At 73.8% G+C, this 20,992-nt stretch carries 16 protein-coding genes; 7 read left to right on the top strand and 9 right to left on the bottom strand.

All coding sequences use genetic code 11. The annotated features are described in order from the left end of the window. Positions 1-99: 99 nt before the first annotated feature. The 9 genes from hypF to RLT57_RS27325 form a co-directional block, all read right to left on the bottom strand. Positions 100-2,658, bottom strand: a complete 2,559-nt coding sequence (gene hypF, locus RLT57_RS27365) for a carbamoyltransferase HypF (RefSeq protein WP_311299912.1) — start codon at positions 2,656-2,658, stop codon at positions 100-102. Between the two features lie 2 nt (positions 2,659-2,660). After that, positions 2,661-3,176 (bottom strand): hydrogenase maturation protease, encoded by a 516-nt coding sequence (locus RLT57_RS27360; RefSeq protein WP_311299911.1) that lies wholly within the window; start codon positions 3,174-3,176, stop codon positions 2,661-2,663. Positions 3,177-3,640: 464 nt separating this feature from the next. Further along, positions 3,641-3,778 (bottom strand): DUF6893 family small protein, encoded by a 138-nt coding sequence (locus RLT57_RS27355; protein WP_311299910.1) that lies wholly within the window; start codon positions 3,776-3,778, stop codon positions 3,641-3,643. Next, on the bottom strand, positions 3,775-5,418 hold the full coding sequence (locus RLT57_RS27350; protein ID WP_311299909.1) for a hypothetical protein: 1,644 nt from the start codon (positions 5,416-5,418) through the stop codon (positions 3,775-3,777). Before RLT57_RS27350 ends, RLT57_RS27355 begins: the two co-directional genes overlap by 4 nt. Continuing rightward, positions 5,415-6,056 (bottom strand): DUF6084 family protein, encoded by a 642-nt coding sequence (locus RLT57_RS27345; protein WP_311299908.1) that lies wholly within the window; start codon positions 6,054-6,056, stop codon positions 5,415-5,417. Before RLT57_RS27345 ends, RLT57_RS27350 begins: the two co-directional genes overlap by 4 nt. Beyond that, a complete protein-coding gene (locus tag RLT57_RS27340) occupies positions 6,053-6,709 on the bottom strand; it encodes a DUF5947 family protein (RefSeq protein WP_311299907.1) in 657 nt (218 codons plus the stop codon). Before RLT57_RS27340 ends, RLT57_RS27345 begins: the two co-directional genes overlap by 4 nt. Continuing rightward, complete coding sequence (locus tag RLT57_RS27335; protein WP_311299906.1) at positions 6,706-7,713, bottom strand: NifU family protein; 1,008 nt, start codon at positions 7,711-7,713, stop codon at positions 6,706-6,708. Before RLT57_RS27335 ends, RLT57_RS27340 begins: the two co-directional genes overlap by 4 nt. Further along, complete coding sequence (locus RLT57_RS27330; RefSeq protein WP_311299905.1) at positions 7,706-9,499, bottom strand: nickel-dependent hydrogenase large subunit; 1,794 nt, start codon at positions 9,497-9,499, stop codon at positions 7,706-7,708. Before RLT57_RS27330 ends, RLT57_RS27335 begins: the two co-directional genes overlap by 8 nt. A gap of 34 nt (positions 9,500-9,533) precedes the next feature. Then, complete coding sequence (locus RLT57_RS27325) at positions 9,534-10,589, bottom strand: hydrogenase expression protein HypE (RefSeq protein ID WP_311299904.1); 1,056 nt, start codon at positions 10,587-10,589, stop codon at positions 9,534-9,536. Positions 10,590-10,891: 302 nt separating this feature from the next. On the opposite strand from RLT57_RS27325, the gene RLT57_RS27320 reads away from it, so the two are divergent. The 7 genes from RLT57_RS27320 to RLT57_RS27290 all read left to right on the top strand — a co-directional run bounded on the left by RLT57_RS27320 (position 10,892) and on the right by RLT57_RS27290 (position 20,975). Next, positions 10,892-11,221: a hydrogenase maturation nickel metallochaperone HypA gene (locus RLT57_RS27320; RefSeq protein WP_311299903.1), complete on the top strand. Its 330-nt coding sequence runs from the start codon at positions 10,892-10,894 to the stop codon at positions 11,219-11,221. A 2-nt stretch (positions 11,222-11,223) separates the two neighbouring features. Then, positions 11,224-12,201 carry a hydrogenase nickel incorporation protein HypB gene (hypB, locus tag RLT57_RS27315; RefSeq protein WP_311299902.1) on the top strand — a complete coding sequence of 326 codons (978 nt, stop codon included), beginning with the start codon at positions 11,224-11,226 and terminating at the stop codon, positions 12,199-12,201. Positions 12,202-12,787: 586 nt separating this feature from the next. Continuing rightward, positions 12,788-13,921, top strand: coding sequence for a glutamine-hydrolyzing carbamoyl-phosphate synthase small subunit (gene carA / locus RLT57_RS27310; RefSeq protein WP_311300889.1), 1,134 nt, complete (start codon positions 12,788-12,790; stop codon positions 13,919-13,921). Then, positions 13,921-17,247 (top strand): carbamoyl-phosphate synthase large subunit, encoded by a 3,327-nt coding sequence (carB, locus tag RLT57_RS27305; protein ID WP_311299901.1) that lies wholly within the window; start codon positions 13,921-13,923, stop codon positions 17,245-17,247. Before carA ends, carB begins: the two co-directional genes overlap by 1 nt. A gap of 80 nt (positions 17,248-17,327) precedes the next feature. Continuing rightward, positions 17,328-18,335, top strand: a complete 1,008-nt coding sequence (gene sbnA, locus RLT57_RS27300) for a 2,3-diaminopropionate biosynthesis protein SbnA (protein ID WP_311299900.1) — start codon at positions 17,328-17,330, stop codon at positions 18,333-18,335. Continuing rightward, positions 18,322-19,326: a 2,3-diaminopropionate biosynthesis protein SbnB gene (gene sbnB / locus RLT57_RS27295; RefSeq protein WP_311299899.1), complete on the top strand. Its 1,005-nt coding sequence runs from the start codon at positions 18,322-18,324 to the stop codon at positions 19,324-19,326. Before sbnA ends, sbnB begins: the two co-directional genes overlap by 14 nt. Next, the gene (locus RLT57_RS27290) at positions 19,323-20,975 is read left to right on the top strand and encodes an FAD/NAD(P)-binding protein (RefSeq protein WP_311299898.1); all 1,653 of its coding nucleotides are present in this window, start codon (positions 19,323-19,325) and stop codon (positions 20,973-20,975) included. The genes sbnB and RLT57_RS27290 overlap by 4 nt, the downstream gene beginning before the upstream one ends. Positions 20,976-20,992 lie beyond the last annotated feature (17 nt).

Raw genomic sequence — 20,992 nt, 5'->3', positions numbered from 1 at the left:
GTGGCGCCCGGCCCGTGGCGCCCGGCCCGTGGCGCCCGGCCCGTGGCGCCCGACGCGGGACCGTCCGCCCGGTCCGGCGCGCCGCCCGGGTTCCCGCGGTCAGCCCGCGGCGGCGATCAGCAGCTGCCCGAACGCGATCCCGCCGTCGTTCGGCGGCAGCAGCCGGGGCCGCAGCACGGTGAACCCCCGCTCGGTCAGAAGGCGCTGGGCCGCGGTGAGCAGGAGGGCGTTCTGGAAGACACCGCCGCCGAGCGCCACCACGTCCAGGCCGGTACCGGCCCGGCAGAGCTCCGCGAGGTCGGCCACCAGCACCGCGACGGCGGTGTGGAACCGCGCGGCGACCGACTCGGCGCCGACACCGGCCCGCACGTCGGCGGCCACCGCGCGGACCACAGGACCGGGGTCGGCGACCGCCGGTTCCCCGTCCGTCGCCCGGCCGACCCGGAACGCGTATCCACCCGCCACGGGACCGCGGCCGGCGGACCGGGCCAGTCCCTCCAGCGCGACGGCGGCCTCCGCCTCGTAGTCCACCGACTGCCGTACCCCGGCGATCGAGGCGACCGCGTCGAAGAGCCGGCCCATGCTGGAGGTGGGCACGCAGCCGAAGCCCGTGGCGAACTGGTGGGCGAGCACGTCCCGTTCCCCGGCCGGGCAGGCGCGGACGGCCGGCAGCGCCCCGTCCCAGGGAACGCCGGCGGCGTGCAGGTGGGCGAGGGCCATCCGGTACGGGCGCCGCACGCTCGCGTCGCCGCCGGCCAGCGGCACGTACGCCAGGTGCGCCGCCCGCCGGAAGGACTTGTAGCCGGCGACCAGTGCCTCGCCGCCCCAGGCCGCCCGGTCGGTCCCGTGGCCGGTGCCGTCGAAGGCGATGCCGATGACGCTCTCGTCGGCGCCGAGTCCGTGCTCGCCCATCACGGAGGCGATGTGCGCGTGGTGGTGCTGCACCGTGCGCACCTCCCGGCCGGCCGCGTGCGCGCGGGCCCAGCCGGCGGACCGGTAGGCCGGGTGCGCGTCGGCCACCAGCTGCCGCGGGGCGACGCCGGTGAGCTGCTCCAGGTGTGCCTCGGTACGGGTGAGCGCCTCGACGGTGGCGAGGTCGTCCATGTCGCCGATGTGCTGGCTGACCCAGGCGTAGCGGCCCTCGGCGAGCGCGCAGGTGTTCTTCAGGTCCGCGCCCACCGCGAGCGTCGGCGGTACGTCGAAGGGCAGCGCGAGCGGCAGCGGCGCGTGTCCGCGGGACCTGCGGACCGGCAGTTCGGCGCCCGCGACGAAGCGGCTGACCGAGTCGTCGCACGGAACGTGGATCTCCCGGTCGTGCCGCAGCCACGCGTCGGCGAGCGGGGCGAGTACGGTCCGGGCGCGTACGTCGTCGGTGACGATCGGCTCACCGGCCAGGTTGCCGGAGGTGAGGACCAGCGCGTCGGGCCCCGGCCGGTCGTCGCCGATCCCGAACAGCAGGGCGTGCAGCGGGGTGTACGGGAGCATCAGGCCGAGGTCGGGGTTCCCCGGCGCCACGGCGTCGGACACCCCGGCCCCGGGGGCCGCCGGCCGCCGGGGAAGCAGCACGATCGGCCGGCGGACGCCGGTGAGGAGCTGCTCCTCGTCGGCGGTCAGCGTCACCAGTTCCGCGGCGACGTCGAGGCTCGCCACCATCACCGCGAACGGCTTGCCGCCGCGGCGCTTGCGTCGGCGCAGTTCGGCGACGGCGGCGTCGTCGCGGGCGTCGCAGGCGAGGTGGTAGCCGCCCAGGCCCTTGACCGCGACGATCCGGCCAGCCGCGAGCAGCTCCCGCGCTGCCCGCAGCGCGTCCTGGCCGGCCGCCGGGGCCCGGCCGGCCGGGTCCGCCGCGTCGACCAGTTCCAGCCGGGGCCCGCAGTCGTGGCAGGAGATCGGCTGGGCGTGGAAGCGCCGGTCTGCGGGGTCCTCGTACTCCGCCCGGCAGCGGTCGCACAGCGGGAAGGCCGCCATCGTGGTGGCGGCCCGGTCGTACGGCGTGCCGGTGACGATGGTGAACCGGGGGCCGCAGTGGGCGCAGCTGACGAAGGGGTGCCGGTAGCGCCGGTCGGCCGGGTCGGCCAGCTCGGCCAGGCAGTCCCGGCAGGTGGCGATGTCGGGCGACACCAGGGTGCGGGCCGCCGGGTCGCCCGCGCGGGAGTCCGCGATGGTGAACCCGGTGCCGCCCGCGGTGGGCTGCTCCGACTCCCGGACGGACTCCACCACGGCGAGCGGCGGCGGGTCCGCGCGCAGCCGGCGGCCGAACTCCGCCACCGCGTCGGGGTCGCCCTCGACCTCGGCGACCACGCCGCCGCCGGTGTTCACCACCGAGCCGGCCAGCGCCAGCTCCGAGGCGGTGACGTAGACGAACGGCCGGAAGCCGACACCCTGGACGACACCGCGCACCTCGAACCGGCGCCGGATCCGGCCGTCGCGGGCGCGTCCCATCATCTCCAGGCCGGACAGCGCGGTACGGGCCGCGGCCTCGTCGATGACCTCCAGCGCGAAGCCCATGTGCAGCAGCACCCAGTCACCGGCGGCCGGGGGCGTCTCCAGCATGCCGATGTTGACGCGCCGCCGCGCGCCCTCCACGTCGACGAGCGCGAGCTGGCCGGCGTATCCGGCCACGGTCTCCACCACCCGGCCGGGAATACCAAGGCACATGGTCAACGGCTCCTGGGTGCTGCGGGTTGCGCGGGCACCAGCCGCGCGGCCAAGGTGCGGACCGCGGCGACCGCTTCGGGCACCGCGGCGGCGACCGGCACGCTGAGGCCGATCCCCTCGCCGACCTCGGCGGGGGTGCATCCCACGAGGTAGGTCAGGGGAAGCGTACCGCCCAGTTGGTCCAGATTTGCCAGTACTGCGACCGGATTCATCCCGTGTGCATCGAATTCGCCGCTGCCCAGGTCGCCCGGCCCCACTTCGAGCAGGGTCAGCTCACCGGGCGGGCCGCCGCCCGGGTACGCGTCGACCAGGATCAGCGCGGCGCAGCCGTCGAGGAGGTCGTAGGCGAGGTGCACGCCGCGGATGCCGTAGTCGACCACCCGGACCCGTGGCGGCAGTCCGCCGGCCGCGGCCAGCCGCCGGACGACCTCGGGGCCGAAGCCGTCGTCGCCGAGGAAGAGGTTGCCGATGCCCGCGACCAGCACGTCCGCCACAGCGCCGACGCCGGTCCGCCGCACGTCGGACAGCGGCGGTACCCGAGCCGGTCCCCGTCCCGGTCCCGGTCCCGTAACCACCACCGGAGCCGGAGTCGGGCCCGGAGCCGCCGTCACTCCCGGAGTCGGGGGCGGGCCCGCCACCGGCGGACGGTGGCACTCGGACGGCGGCGGCGCGTCGCCGGTGTCAGGTCCGGTCCCGGTGCCGACGTCGGCGGCGGCGCTGGTCGGTTCACTGCTCACGCTCTGCTCCTGCCACGGGATGCGCCGGGAACGGTGCCGCTCGGTCGCCGGGGCGCGGGTGGGGCGCGTCCGGACGGGGCCGCCGGACGTCTCGCCGACGGCTCCGCCGCCGCGGGCGGCCGGTCCGGCGGGCGGCCGGTCCGGCGGGCGGCCGCTCGGGCCCGCGCGCCTCCTGCGGCTCCTCCCCGGCGTCCGGTCCCGGCCTGCCGGTCATGGGATGCGACTTTTTCGCGTACGGCGGGCTACTACAGGCAGCGCGTCGACCGCATCGAGCGCATCTTCAAATAGCGGCGGATGTCGGGAATCGAGATCACGCCGACGGCCAGGGCGGCAGCCGCCGCGGCCGCGGCCACGGCGGTGGTGATGAGACCCACGGTCCTCATGGTCGGTTCTCCTCTCGGGGGCCCCGGCGGCTCTGACGGCCGCCAAGACGGTCGGGGGCGCCGGCGGCGCCGGGCGTGCCGGGCGTGCCGGCGGGCAGCGGTGCCAACTCCTCGGGTGCGAAGTAGAAGTACCGGCCGTACCAGTCGTGCAAGTCGGCCGCCGGGTCGTCGACCAGGACGACCGCTACGTGTGTCGCGCCGTCGACGTCGGCCAGCACGGCCGTCACCCGCGCCACCTGGCCGGCGAAGAACAGGTCCTGCGCGTCCGCGCGGCGCGAGGGGTGCACCCGGACCAGGCTGCCCTTGACGACCCGGACCCCGTCGATCACCACCGCGTCGGACCCCGGCCGCACGGCGGCGTCGGCCTCCGGGTCCCACCAGGGCGCGCCGCCGGTGGCGAAGGAGGGCGGCTCGGCATCGCGCAGGTCGGTGACGCCGGTGCGGCCGTCGGGACCGGGGAAGTCGGGGAAGTCGGGGTAGCCGGGCAGGTCGTGGCCGGGGCGGGCGCCCGGGGCGGGCGGGTGCGGGGCGGGCGCGGGCGGGGCGGGCGCGGGCGGGGCGGGCGCGGGCGGGGCGGGGGAGGCGGGCGCCCCCGGGTCCTCCCGCGGCCCGTGCGGGTCGCGCAGCAGGCCGTGGAGCCGTTGCAGATCCGCCGGGGACATGCCGTCGCAGCGGTCGATGATCTCCGCGGCGCGGGGGTCGGTGGCGCGTGCCTCCGCCTTCTCCACGTCCGTCATGGTCATCACCCGCAGCGTGAGGATCTCGTCGATCTCGGTGGAGTCGAACAGCGCGCCGGGGCTCTGTTCGGCCACCTCCGGGTGGTCGTACAGGATGATCGGCGCGCCCAGTACCGTGTCGGCCGTCCCCTTCGGCCCGGCCAGCACGGGCCAGCAGCGCCGCTGCCGGCAGCGGCCGGCCGCGCCCGCCGCCTCGGCCGGCGGTTCGAGCAGCGAGACGAACCGGGCGCCGCGGCACCGCAGGACGAGATGCGCGCCGATGAGCGAGGCGCGGACCGCGGCGTCCTTGTCGGCGGCGGTATCGGGGTGCTCGTTGTCCACCGCCACCGTCAGCCGGACGAAGCCGTCGTCGGCCGCCGCGCCGATCCGGATCCGGACCGCGAGCGGTTCGCGGCGCCGGACCACCCGGCCGACCGGGCTGCCGCCGGCGTCGGTGAGCGGCTCGGCCTCCTCGCCGCCCGGGACGGTGTGCAGCCGGTCGTACGCGGCGGCCGGTGCCGGCACGGACAGCGTGATCTCCCGCTCGACCGCCTCGTCCCAGCTCAGTACGGGGACGCCGGCCACGGTGAGCGCGCCGACCGGGGTGTGGCCGCCGTCCGGCTCACGCCGCTGGACCTCGCGGACCTGCACCTGGAGGAAGCGCAGCCGGACCGTGACCGTGGCCGGCCCGGGGCCGGGGTCCGTCAGCAGGCACTGCATCGCCATGCCCGGCTCCTCCGCGAAGCCGGCCGGCGCGGCGGACGGCGGGCCGAGCACGCCGAACTGCCAGCGCGACCGGTTCTTGGACGAGCCGGCCCGGTACGGGTACAGCAGATAGCCCTCGTAGAGCACCGCGTCGGCGACGGCCCGGACGTGGTCCAGGTCCGACGCGCCCGCCGGCTCCGCCGGTTCGACGCGGCTCACGGGACCACCTCGCCCATGTCGGCCAGCAGCGTCCGTACCGTCTCGTCCCAGCTGATCAGCCCGCGCCGGGCGCGGAAGTCCGCGATGGTGTCGAGCACGTCCTGATCGAGCCTGATCCAGCCGGAGTTGGGGTAGTGGTGGCCGATCATCCGGCGCCAGACCGCGACCGGCATCCGGTACCGGGCCTCGCAGTCCCAGGGCACCTGGCGCACCCCGAAGCCGGCGGCGCCCCTGGTGAAGACGGTGCCGGAGAACAGCAGCGTGAGCGGCACCTCGCCGTCGCCGAGGGCGTGCAGGTAGCGGGAGCCGATCACGTCGAAGTCATAGGTGCACGGCAGTGCCAGGTCGACCTCGGTGGCGCCCGCGAAGCCCTGTACCGTCGTGCCGCACTGCATCCACTGGAACGGCCGCAGCGTCTGCGACCACCGCTCCCGCCCGCCGAACAGCCCGCGCAGGCCCTGCTGTTCGGCGTCGTCGTAGGGGCGCCGCTGCGGCTCGATGCGGACCTGGCAGCGCAGCACGATCGCGTGGATCCGCTCGCCGCTGTCCTCCTCGATCCGCAGCCGGGCGGTCAGCTGCGGTGCCACGGTGTACGGCTCGGCGATGACGTCGAGGACCGAGAAGGCGAGACCGGTCATGGCGCACCGGCCGCGGCGGCGGGGCGGCTGAGCTGCCGTACCCGGGCGAAGAACGCGTCGATGGCGTCGTGCGCCTGCCGGCCGCCGTCGAAGCCGCGCCACACCGTGCGCAGCCGGCCGACCAGTTCGTAGCAGGCGTCGATGGGCACCAGATGGCAGGAGCCGTCCTGGCCGGGCGAGCGGCGCACCAGCAGCGCCTCGACGTCCGGCAGCAGCACCGCCAGCGCGGGGTTGGCGGCGACGATGGTGTCCCAGGCGTCCAACGGCAGTTCGGACTCGGTGGCGCCGGCGGGCCCCGGGTAGAACGCGATGGTGCGCCCCTGGGGGGAGTTGCGGAACAGGAACACCAAACCGACCGGGATCTGCAGTTCGTCCCAGGTCCGTTCGTCCGGGGTGAAGCCGTCGAAGCGCAGATACCGTTCGGGCACCGCCCGGTAGCGCAGCCGCGCGTCCTGGTCGGCGAACAGCAGGTAGCAGGGGCGGCACGCGCACATCAGCGCGCGGCTGTCCAGGTCCACCACGTGCGCGTGTTCGGCCGGCCCGACCGGGGCGGCGCACATCTCGCAGCGTTCCCCGGCGGGGGCGTGCGGGCGGGTGCGGGCGATGCGCAGCAGGGCGGCCGCCGGAGAGGACGGGCGGCCGTGGCCGATCACGTCGCCACCGGGGCCGGGACGGCGACCGACCAGGTCGCGCCGTCGGCGAGCAGCGGCAGCGGGTCCAGGTGCGGGCCGTCCTCGTCGGCGCAGGCGCCCGCGCGCCGGACGTCGTAGTGCGCGTGGCAGCCGGGGCAGGTCAGCAGTCCGCCGCCGGCCGCCCCGCCGAGCCGCCGGGCCAGCACCGCGCCCGCCATCGGCCGCTCGCAGCGGGCGCAGCGGTCCCGGAAGGCGAACCGGTCCGCGCCGATCCGGCAGGCCAGCACCGGCACACCGCCGGCGGTGAAGCGGGTGACGGCCCCGTTCTCCAGCGCGGCCAGTTCCGGCACCGGCCGCCACGACCCGCCGGCCGGTTCGGGGGCGGGCGGGCGCAGCCGGGAGAACAGCGCGTCGACCGCGACCACCGGGCCGGACGCCGCCTCGGACCGCGTGTCCACCTCGATCGCGGTGGTCTCCGGCGCGGCGGCCTCGACAGCGCTGCGCACGGCGAGTTGCAGCGTGGCCGCTGACGACGGACAGCCGTCGCAGCTGCCCAGCAGCCGCAGTGCGACGACCCCGTCGTCGCTGACGCCGAGCAGCTCCACGTCGCCGCCGTGCGAGCCGAGGTAGGGGCGGACGCTTTCGAGCGCCTGCTCCACCCGGGTCTCCACGCTGTACGGGTGCAGCCCGTGCACCAGCAGCATGCCGGCCGTCAGCTCGTCGGCGGCGAGCGCGGCCAGCACGCCGTCGTCCAGCCGGCCGTGCTCGTGCAGCGTGTCCAGCAGCCGTTCCAGGCCGGCGCCGTAGAAGTCGGTGACCAGCCGGACCAGTTCCTCGCCGCGTTCGCGGGCGGCGGGGCCGGCGGAGGCGCCGGCGGCGATCAGGGTGTCCAGCCGCTCACCGGTCGTACGCCAGTCGGCGGGCGCCGGGCGGCCGGCGGGCTGCTCGGGGCCGGTGGCCCCGGGGCGGCCGGTGCCGGCGGGCGGGCGCCCGCCGGCGTGGCGGTGGCCGGTCACCTCACGCACCCGCCGACTGCGTCGGGGAGTGCAGGAGTTCCAGCTTCCGGCCTTCGCCGAGGTACATGTGCACACCGCACGGCAGGCACGGGTCGAAGCTGCGGACCGTGCGCATGATGTCGATGCCCTTGAAGTGCTCCCGGTCGTTCTCCTCGAAGATCGGCTGGCCCTGCACCGCGTCCTCGTACGGCCCTGGGGTGCCGTAGGTGTCGCGCGGGCTGGCGTTCCACGGGGTCGGCGGGTAGGGGTGGTAGTTGGCGATCTTGCCGTCGCGGATCACCATGTGATGGGACAGCACGCCGCGTACCGCCTCGGTGAAGCCGCAGCCGACGCCCTCCTCGGGGACCTCGAACTTCTCCCAGGTCGTGGTGCGCCCGGCCCGGATCTCGACCAGCGCCTTCTCCGCGAAGTGCAGCGCGCAGGCTGCCGCGTAGGCCTGGAAGTAGGTGCGGGCCCGGTTGCGCTCCAGGGTGTTGCTCCACTGCGGGATGTGCCACTCCAGCTCGACCGGTCCCCTGAGCGCGGTCTTGGGCAGGTTGATCTGCACGCTGTGGCCGGTGGCCTTGATGTAGCCGATGTCGACCAGGCCGGCCAGCGCGGTCGTCCACAGCCGCGCCAGCGGGCCGCCGCCGGTGTCCAGCGCGAGGTAGTCCTTGCCGTCGTACCAGCGCGGCGACATCACCCAGCTGTACTTGTCGTCCAGATCGCGCTTCTGGGGGCGGGGGTTGGTGTGCTGGTTCCACGGGTGGCGGCGGTCCACCGGGTTGCCCAGCGGGTCGTGGGTGACGAACGTCTCCTGGTCCTGCCAGTCGCCGTAGTACGACGAGCCGAGCAGGATCCGGATGCCGAGGTTGATCTTCACCAGGTCGGTGGTGACCAGCTTCCCGTCGACGACGACGCCCGGGGTGACGTACATCTTGCGGCCCCAGGCGGTCATGTCCTTGTACGCGAAGTTGCAGTGCTCCGGATCCTGGAAGGAGCCCCAGCAGCCGAGCAGGATGCGCCGGTTGCCGACCAGTTCGTAGCCGGGCAGCGCCTCGTAGAAGAAGTCGAAGAGGTCGTCGTGCATCGGCACGACCTTCTTCATGAACTCCACGTAGCGCTGGAGGCGGGTGATGTAGTCCGTCATGAGCTGGATGGTGGCGACGGTGCCCACACCACCGGGGTAGAGCGTGGAGGGGTGGACGTGCCGGCCCTCCATGAGGCAGAACATCTCCCGGGTCATCCGGCTGACCTGGAGTGCCTCGCGGTAGAACTCGCCGGTGAACGGGTTCAGCGAACGCATGATGTCGCCGATGGTCCGGTATCCGTGGGCGTCCGCGTGCGGAGAGGCGGTGCGGTTGGCCTTCTCCAGCACCCCGGGATTGGTCTCGGCGACCATTTTCTCGCAGTAGTCGACCCCGACCAGGTTCTCCTGGAAGATGTTGTGGTCGAACATGTACTCCGCGGCTTCACCGAGGTTGACGATCCATTCGGCGATGTGCGGCGGCTTCACTCCGTACGCCATGTTCTGCGCGTAGCACGAACAGGTGGCGTGGTTGTCGCCGCAGATACCGCAGATGCGACTGGTGATGAAATGCGCGTCGCGCGGGTCCTTGCCCTTCATGAAGACCGAATAGCCGCGGAAGATGGAACTGGTGCTGTGGCATTCGGCCACCACCCGCTGCTTGAAGTCGATCTTCGTGTAGATGCCGAGGCTGCCGACGATACGGGTGATGGGGTCCCACGCCATCTCCACCAGTTCCTGCTTGCCGCCCTGGCTGCGGCTGCCACCCTTGGCCTGCGTCGCCGTCATTGCGCCGCCTCGTCTTCCTGTGCTGTCGTGTGGGTCACCAGGTGCGGGTGGCACCGGTCGTGAGGGTCGTTCCGCGCTTGCGCCACTTCGGTTCCCGGTCGAGCGTGTGGGTGGTGATCCGGCGCAGCCGCCGCATGGTGGACCCGTAGCCGGCCGCGGCGTTCGTGGAGAGCTTTCCGCCGGGCGGCTCGTCCATGAACGGCATGAACTTGTCCGGGAAGCCGGGCATGGTGCAGCCGATGCAGATGCCGCCGACGTTGGGGCAGCCGCCGATGCCGTTCATCCAGCCGCGCTTGGGCACGTTGCACTTGACGGTGGGGCCCCAGCAGCCGAGTTTGACGATGCACTTGGGCGAGCCGTACTCGGTGGCGAAGTCGGCCTGCTCGTAGTAGCCGGCCCGGTCGCAGCCCTCGTGCACGGTCCGGCCGAACAGCCAGGTCGGGCGCAGTGCCTCGTCCAGCGGGATCATGGGGGCCTGGTCGGTGGCCATGTAGAGCAGGTAGGTCAGGGTCTCCGACAGGTTGTCCGGCTGGATCGGGCAGCCGGGCACGCAGACGATCGGGATGCCGGCCTTGGACTTCCAGTCCCAGCCCAGATAGTCCGGCACCCCCATGGCGCCGGTCGGGTTGCCGGCCATGGCGTGGATGCCGCCGTAGGTGGCGCAGGTGCCGACCGCGACGATCGCGGTGGCCTTCGGCGCCAGCCGGTCGAGCCACTCGCTGGTGGTCACCGGCTGGCCGGTGGCCGGGTCGTTGCCGAAACCGGACCAGTAGCCCTCGTCGTGGAGCCGCTCGTTGGGGATCGAGCCCTCCACGACCAGGACGAACGGGTCCAGCTCGCCCCGGTCGGCCCTGAAGAACCATTCGAGGAAGTCGTCGGCGCCGCCGGTGGGGCCGCACTCGAAGTCGATCAGCGGCCAGTGCACGGCGACCTGCGGAAGGCCGGGCAGCGCGCCGAGCGCGATCTCCTCGATACTGGGCTGAGTGGCGGCGGTGAGCGCCACCGAATCGCCGTCGCAGCTGAGACCGGCATTGATCCAGAGCACGTGGATCAGTGTGTCCTCGGCTTTGACCGCATTTTCCGTCGGCATGGTGCAGCCGCCTTTCGGGGTCGAGGGTCGGTCCCGAAGTTCCCGGGGCCCGGCTTTCGAGCCGCGATTGTGGTGTCGCTCATATTGCTACCATCTAGGCTCGGCCCCGGCACGCCGTCAACACGGGAATTGCCGTCCGACCGCGCCGTCACAGCCCGATCGGCGGACATCGGCAATATCGCGGAATAGGCCGGGAGAGTGATCCTGGGCCGGGTGCCCGGCTGTCGCGGCGGCGATCAGGACGGGAGAACGGACCGGTTGAGATCCTGCGAGCGGGGATTCCACCCGAGGACGGGGCGCCGATGCACGAACTGTCGATCACCCAGAGCATTGTCGACGCGGTGTGCGAACGCGCGGCCGGCCGGCCGGTGTACGCGGTTCAGGTGCGGGTGGGCATGTTGACCGCGGTGGTGGCCGACTCCCTGCGCTTCTGCTTCGACCTGGTCGCCGAGGGAACGGTCGCCGAAGGCGCCCGGCTGGAGATCGACCGGCCGCCGGGCGCGGGGCACTGCCGCAGCTGCGGCGGCGATGTGGCGCCGACCGATCTGGTGCTGCTGTGTCCGTGCGGCAGCGCGGATGTGGCGGTCACCTCGGGGCAGGAACTCCAGATCATCTCGATGAAAGTGGGCTGACCATGTGCGGTACCTGCGGTTGCGGCGGAGCGGGCGACAGCGGCGGCGGGACGCGGATCGCCGTGCCGTCGGCCGACGACGGAGCGCCGGCCGACGGCCACACCCGTGACCACGCCCACGACCGCACCGACGGCCGCGCGCACGGCCACGACCACCCCCGCCCCCACGCGCACGTCCACCCCGGCGATCTCGACCGCCCGCGCGGCCACCCGTACGGCAGTCCGTACGAGGAGGACGGCTCGGGCCCCGCCGACCGCACCCCGCTCCCGGCCGACCGCGCGTTTCCGGAGGGCCCCGTACGCCCCGGCGGCCACGTGCCCGCGGACACCGCCGGCGGTGTGACGGTCAGCGTCGAGGAGCGGATCCTGGCCAAGAACGAGGACCTCGCCGCACGCAACCGGAGCTGGCTGGCCGCCCACGGCATCGTGGCCGTCAACCTGATGAGCTCACCGGGCGCGGGCAAGACCACCCTGCTCGAACGGACCATCAGGGACCTCGCCGGCCGCCGCCCCGTCGGCGTGGTCGAGGGCGACCAGGAGACGATGCTCGACGCCGACCGGATCAAGCGGGCCGGCTCCCCCGTGGTGCAGGTCAACACCGGCGCCGGCTGCCACCTCGACGCCGAGATGATGCACGGCGCCCTCACCGCCCTGTCCCCGGCGGCCGGTTCGCTGATCCTGGTCGAGAACGTCGGCAACCTCGTCTGCCCCGCCCTGTTCGACCTGGGCGAGCGCAGCAAGGTCGTGATCATCTCCGTCACCGAGGGCACCGACAAGCCGCTGAAGTACCCCTACATGTTCGCCGGCGCCGATCTGGTCGTCATCAACAAGCTCGACCTGCTCCCCTATGTGGACTTCGACGTCGCCCGGTGCACCGCGTACGCCCGCTCGGTCAATCCGGACGTCCGGGTGCTGACGGTCTCCGCGACCACCGGCGAGGGGATGGACCTCTGGTACGACTGGGTGGCCGGGCAGTACTGAATCCGCCGCGCCCGCCCGCGCCCGCCCGCGCCCGCCCGCGCCCGCCCGCGCCGCGGCCCGCCGCCGACCACCGGCCCCGGTCCGCCGGGCCGCCCCGGCGCCCCTCCCGCGGCCGGCACCCCGGTGTCCGCCGCCCCGGCGTCAAGTGCCACGATCGAGCCGGTCGCGCAACAGCCCGGAAAGCGTCTTCCCGGTCCGCTCCCCCGTGCCCATCATGGTCGGGGCGGAGTCCGCCGGGGCCGGGGGGCGACTCCGGTTGGTATACGACGCGGCGCGCGGCACACGCCCCGCGTACGCGCCGCCTACCCGCGAACGGCCAGGCCCGCGTCGACAGAATGCGTGCCCGTTCCGGAGGCGCGCGCCGGAACCGAGCGTGTACAGCGTTTCCGGAAGCCACTTCAGTCGCTAAAACAGGACAAATATCCGCGCCGATGTTTATTCCGGCACGGACGGCCCCTCAGCGGCCGCCGGCGACGCCCCTTGCCGTCCGGCTGGCGTGCCCCGTACTGTCCTCTCCGGCGCGGGGAGGGGATGCCCCAGGCTGCCGATCCAGGTTCCAATTCATTTTGGACTTCGCACCGGAGGAATCGTGCCTCTATTAGCGATACCTGCCGTCCTGGCCCTGGAAAACGGCAGGTTCTTCCCTGGCCGAATATTCGGGGCGACGGGTACCTCTCTCGGGGAGGTCGTCTTTCAGACCGGAATGACCGGGTATCAGGAGACGTTGACCGACCCGTCTTACCGCGGGCAGATCGTCGTCCAGACCGCGACACAGATCGGTAACACGGGATGGAACGACGAGGACGGCGAGTCGTCGGCCATCCAGGTGGCCGGCTATGTCGTCCGTGACCCCTCCCGAGCCGTTCCGCACTGGCGCTCCGTACGGCCGCTCGAGGCGGAACTGGTGCGGCAGGGCGTGGTCGGACTGGCCGGGGTCGACACCCGGTCCCTGACCCGGCACCTGCGCGAGCACGGCGTGATGCGCGCCGGCGTCTTCTCCGGCGACGCGCTCGCCGACCCCGCCGGGATGACCGCGGCGGTGCTGAACGGGCCGGCGATGACCGGAGCCGAACTCGCCTCGCGGGTGAGCACGCGGCGGCCTTACGTGTACCCCGCCGCCGGCCCCCGGCGCTTCCGGGTGGCCGTGGTGGACCTGGGCCTGAAGACCGGCACCCTGCGGATGCTGGCCGCGCTGGGCGTCGAGTCCCACGTTCTGCCCGACGCCACCGGGGCGGACGGACTGCTCGCGACCGAGCCCGACGGAGTGCTGCTGTCCAACGGCCCCGGGGACCCGGCGGCGATGGACCATGTGGTGGCGCTGACCCGGAGCGTGCTGGAACGCCGGCTGCCGCTGTTCGGCATCTGCTTCGGCAACCAGATCCTCGGGCGGGCCCTGGGCCGCGACACGTACAAGATGCGCTACAGCCACCGGGGGATCAACGTCCCGGTGGTGGACGCCGCCGACGGCCGGGTCGCCATCACCTCGCACAACCACGGCTTCGCGGTACGCGGCGAGCCCGGCGAGCGGTTCGAGACCCCGTACGGGCCCGCGGTGGTGTCCCACCACTGCCCCAACGACGGGACGGTCGAGGGTCTGCGCTGCCTGGAGGTACCGGCCTTCTCCGTGCAGTACCACCCCGAGGCCGCGGCCGGTCCGCACGACGCGTCCGCGCTCTTCAGCGCCTTCGTCGGCTCCCTGAGACCCGGAGGGCGGCGCTGATGCCCCGACGCACCGACATCGGCCACGTCCTGGTCATCGGCTCCGGCCCGATCGTCATCGGGCAGGCGTGCGAGTTCGACTACTCCGGCACCCAGGCGTGCCGGGTGCTGCGCGAGGAGGGCATCCGGGTCAGCCTGGTCAACTCCAACCCGGCCACGATCATGACGGACCCGGAGCTGGCCGACGCCACCTACATCGAGCCCGTCACCCCGGAGTTCGTGGAGAAGGTCATCGCGCGGGAGCGGCCGGACGCCGTCCTGGCCACCCTCGGCGGGCAGACCGCGCTGAACTGCGCCGTCGCGCTGCACGAGAACAACGTGCTGGAGAAGTACGGCGTGGAGCTGATCGGCGCCGACATCGCCGCGATCGCCCGCGGCGAGGACCGGCAGCTGTTCAAGGAGATCGTCGCCTCGGTCGGGGCCCGCACCCCCGCGAGCGCGGTGTGCCGGTCGCTGGAGGAGGTCCGCGCCTGCGCCGCCGAGCTGGGCCTGCCGGTGGTGATCAGGCCGTCGTTCACCATGGGCGGCCTCGGCTCGGGGCTGGCCACCACCGCGGCGGAGCTGGAGCGGCTCGCCCGGTCCGGCCTGGCGGAGAGCCCGATGGGGCAGGTGCTGGTCGAGCAGAGCGTGCTCGGCTGGAAGGAGTACGAGCTCGAACTGATGCGGGACCACAAGGACAACGTCGTGGTGGTCTGCTCCATCGAGAACCTCGACCCGATGGGCGTGCACACCGGCGACTCCGTCACGGTGGCCCCGGCGATGACCCTCACCGACCGCGAGTACCAGCGGATGCGGGACGTGGGCATCGCGGTGCTGCGCGCGGTCGGCGTCGACACCGGCGGCTGCAACATCCAGTTCGCGGTCGACCCGCGCAACGGCGAGCTGGTGGTCATCGAGATGAACCCGCGGGTGTCGCGGTCCTCGGCCCTGGCGTCGAAGGCGACCGGCTTCCCGATCGCCAAGATCGCCGCCAAGCTCGCCATCGGCTACACCCTCGACGAGATCACCAACGACATCACCGGCCGGACGCCGGCCAGTTTCGAGCCCGCCCTGGACTACGTGGTGGTCAAGCTGCCGCGCTTCGCCTTCGACAAGTTCCCGCAGGCGGACCCGGCCCTGACCACCACGATGAAGTCGGTCGGTGAGGCCATGGCCATCGGTCGCAGCTTCGCCGAGGCGCTGGGCAAGGGCATGCGGTCGCTGGAGACCCCGGCGGCCGGCTTCTGGACGGTGCCCGACCCGTCGGGGTCCGCGGCGGGCACCGGGCGCGCCGAGGCGGCGGCCGCCGCGCTGGAGGAGTTGCGCACCCCGCACGAGGCGCGGCTCTACACCCTGGAGCGGGCGCTGCGCCTGGGCGCCAGTCCCGAGCAGGCGCACGACGCCTCCGGCATCGACCCGTGGTTCGTGGACCAGGTCCTCGCCCTGGTGGAGCTGCGCGCCGAACTCGCCGCGGCCGACGGCCTGGACGAGCCGCTGCTGCGCCACGCCAAGCGCAGCGGGCTGTCCGACCGGCAGCTGGCCGCGCTGCGCCCGGAACTGGGCGGCGAGGACGGCGTACGCGGGCTCCGGCACCGGCTCGGCGTCCGGCCGGTGTTCAAGACCGTCGACACCTGCGCCGCGGAGTTCGCCGCGGCCACCCCGTACCACTACTCCACCTACGAGTCCGACCCGGACGCGGAGTCGGAGGTCGCGCCGCAGTCCGTACCGGTGCCGAAGGTGCTGATCATCGGGTCCGGCCCGAACCGGATCGGCCAGGGCATCGAGTTCGACTACTCCTGCGTGCACGCCTCGGCCGGGCTGCGCGCGGCGGGCTACGAGACGGTGATGGTCAACTGCAACCCGGAGACCGTCTCCACCGACTACGACGTCTCCGACCGGCTGTACTTCGAGCCGCTGACGTTCGAGGACCTGCTGGAGGTCTACGAGGCCGAGCGCGCCTGCGGCGAGGTGGCGTCGGTGGTGGTGCAGCTGGGCGGCCAGACCCCGCTCCGGCTCGCCCGGCGGCTGGCCGCGGCCGGCCTGCCGGTCCGCGGCACCTCGCCCGAGGCCATCCACCTGGCCGAGGACCGCGAGGCGTTCTCCGCCACGCTGGCCGCCGCCGGCCTGGTCGCGCCCCGGCACGGCATCGCCAAGTCGCCGGGCGCGGCGGTCGCGGTGGCCGCCCGGATCGGCTACCCGGTGCTGCTGCGCCCCTCGTACGTGCTGGGCGGTCAGGGCATGGAGGTCGCCGGCGACGAGGCGGCGCTCGGCGACTATTTGCGGCGGGCCGCGGCCGTCACCCCCGACCACCCGCTGCTGGTGGACGAGTTCCTCCAGGAGGCGATCGAGATCGACGTCGACGCCCTCTGCGACGGGCGGGAGGTCTACCTCGGCGGCGTCATGGAGCACACCGAGGAGGCCGGGGTGCACTCGGGCGACTCCTCCTGCGTACTGCCGCCGATCACCCTGGACCGGCAGGACATCGCCGAACTGCGCCGGCAGACCGAGGCGATAGCCCACGGTCTGGGGGTGCGCGGCATGCTGAACGTGCAGTTCGCCCTCAAGGACGGCACCTTTTACGTGCTGGAGGCCAACCCGCGGGCCAGCAGGACCGTACCGTACGTGTCCAAGGCCACCGACGTCGCGCTGGCCAGGGCCGGGGCCCGGATCATCCTCGGCGCGGGCATCGCCGAGCTGCGGGCGGAGGGCGTCCTGTTGGCCGTCGGCGACGGGGCCTCCCCCCGGCCGGGCGCGCCCGTCGCGGTCAAGGAGGCGGTCCTGCCCTTCCACCGCTTCCGCACCCCGGCCGGCGACGGAGTGGACAGCCTGCTGGGCCCGGAGATGCGCTCGACCGGTGAGGTGATGGGGATCGGCGCCAGCTTCGACGTGGCGTTCGCCAAGGCGCAGGCGGCGGCCGGCCTCGACGTGCCGCTGTCGGGGCGGGTGCTGGTGTCGTCCGCGGCGCGCTACGTCCGGCAGCTGGTGCCGGCCGTGCGCACCCTGAACGGCTTCGGCTTCGAGCTGGTCGCCGACGAGGAGACGGCCGCGCTGCTGGCCGGCGCCGGCTTCACCGCCGCCACCGTGCTCGCCTGCTCGGCCGCGGATGTCGCCGAGCGCGTCCGTGACGGCGACTTCGCCTTCCTGGTGGTGCTGTCCGAGGGCGGCGGCCGGCCCTGGCAGCGGGCCGTCCGCACCGCGGCGGCACAGCACCGGGCCGCCTATGTGACCACACCGTCCGCCCTGATCGCCGGCATCCGGGCGATCCGCGCCAGGAACCGGGCGGATTTCGAGGTGTCCTCCTTACAGGAGACCTACGGCCGGGACCGCCGCGGCGGTCCCACCGGCTGAGGCGCCGCTGCCGGAACCCGCCGGGCGGCCGGGCCGGGAGCCGCGGCCACCACACCGTCCAGGGCACACCTTCCACCACCATGGAGACGACGTTGATCGCCGATCATGTTTACGATCTGATTCAGGACGACGTGTTCCTCCGGGTTTCCGGCGTCGGCGCCTTGCAGGACTTCTATCTCAAGGTCGAGGGTCTGAACCCGGGCGGCTCGATCAAGATGAAAACCGCGCGCAGCCTGATCCAGGCGGCGGAGTACACCCGCAGGGACCTGTCCGGGCTGCGGCTGATCGAGTCGACGTCGGGGAACCTCGGTATCGCGCTCGCCACGATCTGCGCGGCGAAGGGCTACCGGCTCACCTGTGTCACGGACCCGAACTCCAACCCGGCGGCGCTGGCCATCATGCGGGCGCTCGGCGCCGAGGTGGTGACGGTCACCCGGAGGGACGCCAACGGCGGCTTTCTCGGCACCCGGGTCGCGTACATCGAGCGGCGGCTGTCCACCGAACCGGACCTGCACTGGCTCAACCAGTACGAGAACCCGAGCAATCCGGCCGCGCACGAGCAGACGACCGGACCCGCGGTGCTCAAGGCGTTCGGCCGGGTCGACTACCTGTTCCTCGGGGTGGGCACCGGCGGCACCCTGATGGGCAGCGTCGACTACTTCCGGCGCCGCAGCCCGCGGACACGCATCGTCGGGGTGGACGCCGAGGGCTCGGTGAACTTCGCGCCGATCGCCGCCGCCCGGCACATCCCGGGGCTCGGCACCAGCAAACGGCCGCCGCTGCTGGACCAGCAGGTGCCCGACGACGTCGTCCTGGTGCCGGAGTGGGAGACGGTACGCGAATGCCGCTGGCTGGCCCGGCACACCGGGCTGCTCGCCGGTGGCTCGACCGGCACCGTGCTGGCGGCCGTCCGCCGGCTGGCCGAGGCCATCCCGCAGGACGCCACCGTCGTGGCCATCGCCCCGGACATGGGTGAGCGCTATCTCGACTCCGTCTACGACGACGGCTGGGTGGCCGACCACGGTCTGGACCGGGCGCGCCCCGCCGGAAACGACCCTCTGGAGGAGGAACTGCATGTTCTCGTTTGACGTGGTGTCGGGGAAGGTCGCCAAGGACATCCTCGACACGTCGGTCGACGCGGTCGTGGCGCTGGTCGAGGACGCGTACCTGCGGCACGACGCCGGGCGCACCGTCAACCCCGACAGCTACTTCCTGCGCTTCCCCGACCGGCCCGACGCCCGGATCATCGCGCTGCCGGCCGCCATCGACCTGGCGGACGAGCGGACCGTGGGCATCAAGTGGATCTCCAGCTTCCCGGGCAACGTGACGGCGGGGATACCGCGCGCCTCGGCCGTGCTGGTCCTCAACGACGGCGCCACCGGCTACCCGGTGGCGCTGCTGGAGGCGGCCGGCATCAGCGCGGCCCGCACGGCGGCCTCCGCCGCGGTCGCCGCGCGGGCCTTCGCCCGGCACCTCCCCCCCGACGGACGGCTGGCGGTGGTCGGCGCCGGCGTCATCGCCCGCACCGTCCTGCGGTACCTGGCGGCCACCGGCTACCCGATCGAGGAGCTGCGCGTCCTGGACCCGGACCAGGCGTCGGCCGGCAGCCTGGTGCGCTTCGCCGCCGACGAACTCGGCCTGGCCGCCCGGCCGGCCGCGGACATCGAGGACGTGCTCGGCGCGGGCACGGTGGTCACCGCGACGACCGCCGCGACCCCGTACATCGACCGCGCGCTGCGCCCCGGACAGGTGGCGCTCAACATCTCGCTGCGCGACTTCGCCCCCGAGGTGATCCTGGGCGCGCAGAACTACTTCGACGACGTCGAGCACTGCATGAAGGCGGACACCTCTCCGCACCTGGCCGAACAGGCCACCGGCGGGCGGGACTTCGTGGACGGTACGCTCGCCGACGTGCTCAACGGCAGTGCGAGGCCGGACGCCGGCCGCGGGCTGGTCTTCTCACCCTTCGGCCTGGGCGTGCTCGACCTGGCGGTGGGGCACCACGTGCTCGCCACCGCCCGCGAGCAGGGCCTGTCGCTGGAGGTCCCGGACTTCTTCGGCGAGACGAGACGCTGGTGAAGCCCTTACGCATAGCCGTGATCGGCGTCGGTCCGCGCGGGCTGTCCGTCCTGGAGCGGGTGGTGAGCCACACCCGCCGGGCCGGGCCGCCGGTGGAACTGCTGCTGGTCGAGCCGGACGAGCCCGGCATCGGCGTCCACCGGTCCAAGCAGCCGGACTACCTGCTGCTCAACACCATCGCCTCGCAGCTGACGGTGTTCTCCGACACCGAGATGGTCCCGGGCGCCCCGGTCACCCCGGGCCCGGCCTTCGACGAGTGGTGCGCGGCGCGCGGCGTTCCCGCCGCCTTCGACGCCTTCCTGCCGCGCCGGCTGCTCGGGGAGTACCTCCAGTGGGCGACCGGCGAGCTGCTGGCCGCCGCGCCCGAGCGGCTGACCGTGCGGCACATCCCCGCGGTGGCCACCCGGGTACGGCCCGGCGGCGACGGTGCGACGGTCACCCTCGCTGACGGCACCGAGCACCGGGTCGACCTGGCGGTGGTCACCACCGGCCACGGCCTGGCCGTCCGGCCGCCCGGTCCCGCCGACGGGTGGATCGAGACGCCGTACCCGCTGCCCGACCAGCTCGACGGCATCCCCGACGGGGCCGCCGTGGCCGTGCTGGGGACGGGCCTGACCGCGATGGACGTCGTGGCCTGCCTGACGGTGGGGCGCGGCGGGGTGTTCACCGGCGACGGCTACCGGGCCTCGGGCCGGGAGCCGCGGATCGTGCTCGCCAACCGCGCCGGCCCGCTGCCCCGCGCCCGGCCGAACACCACCCGCCAGCGCCGGTCCGCGCCGGCCGCGCACTTCACCCCGGCGGCGGTGGCCGCCCTGCGGGAGCGCACCCCGGACGGGCGGCTGGACTTCCGCCGGGACGTGGAACCGCTGATCCTGCGGGAGGCGCTGGCCCGGCTGGGCGCGGACGCCGGAGCCGACGCGGCGGCCACCGTCGAGCGGGCGCTGGCCGGCGGCGGCGAGCGCCCGGAGGACTACGCCGCCTACACCGCCGCGCTGCTCGAACAGGCCCGCGCCGACCTCGCCGAGGCGCGGCGGGGTCTGGGCGCCAGCCCGGTCAAGGAGGCGCTGGAGGTGCTGCGCGACCACCGCGACAGCCTGCGGGCCGCCCTCGACCCGCCGGGCCTGACCGACGCGTCCCACCGGTACTTCATGACCGAGTACGCGGCGCTGGTCAACCGGACGGTGATCGGCCCGCAGAAGGAGCGCGTCGACGAGGTGCTGCGGCTGATGGCGGCCGGCGTCGTACGGCCCGGCCCCGGCCCCGCCCCGCGGCTGGACCGCGACGGCGACGGCTGGACGCTCAGCTCCACCAGGCTGCGCCGGCCGCACCGGATGGCCGTCGACCTGGTGGTACGGGCCAACCTCGGCTGGCCGGCCCCCGACCCGCTGACCGACCCGCTCGGGCAGGCGCTCAGGGAGTGGGCCGCGCCCGGCCAGGGCGGGGCGCTGCGGCTGGACCGCGACGGCTTCGTCGTGCCGCGCCCGGGGGCGGGGGCGGCGGGCCGCACGGTCGCCGTGCTCGGGCCGCCGGCCGAGGGCGCGAGCTACTACAACCACTACGTGCCCTCACCCGGTGTCCGCTCCCGTGCGCTCACCGACGTCGACCGGGTGCTCGCGCCCGTACTCGGCGCCCCCGCGACCACCGGCTGACCAGGCCGCCCCCATCC

Source organism: Streptomyces sp. ITFR-21 (assembly GCF_031844685.1).
Lineage (GTDB): Bacteria > Actinomycetota > Actinomycetes > Streptomycetales > Streptomycetaceae > Actinacidiphila.
This window is presented reverse-complemented; position numbering and strand designations above follow the sequence as displayed.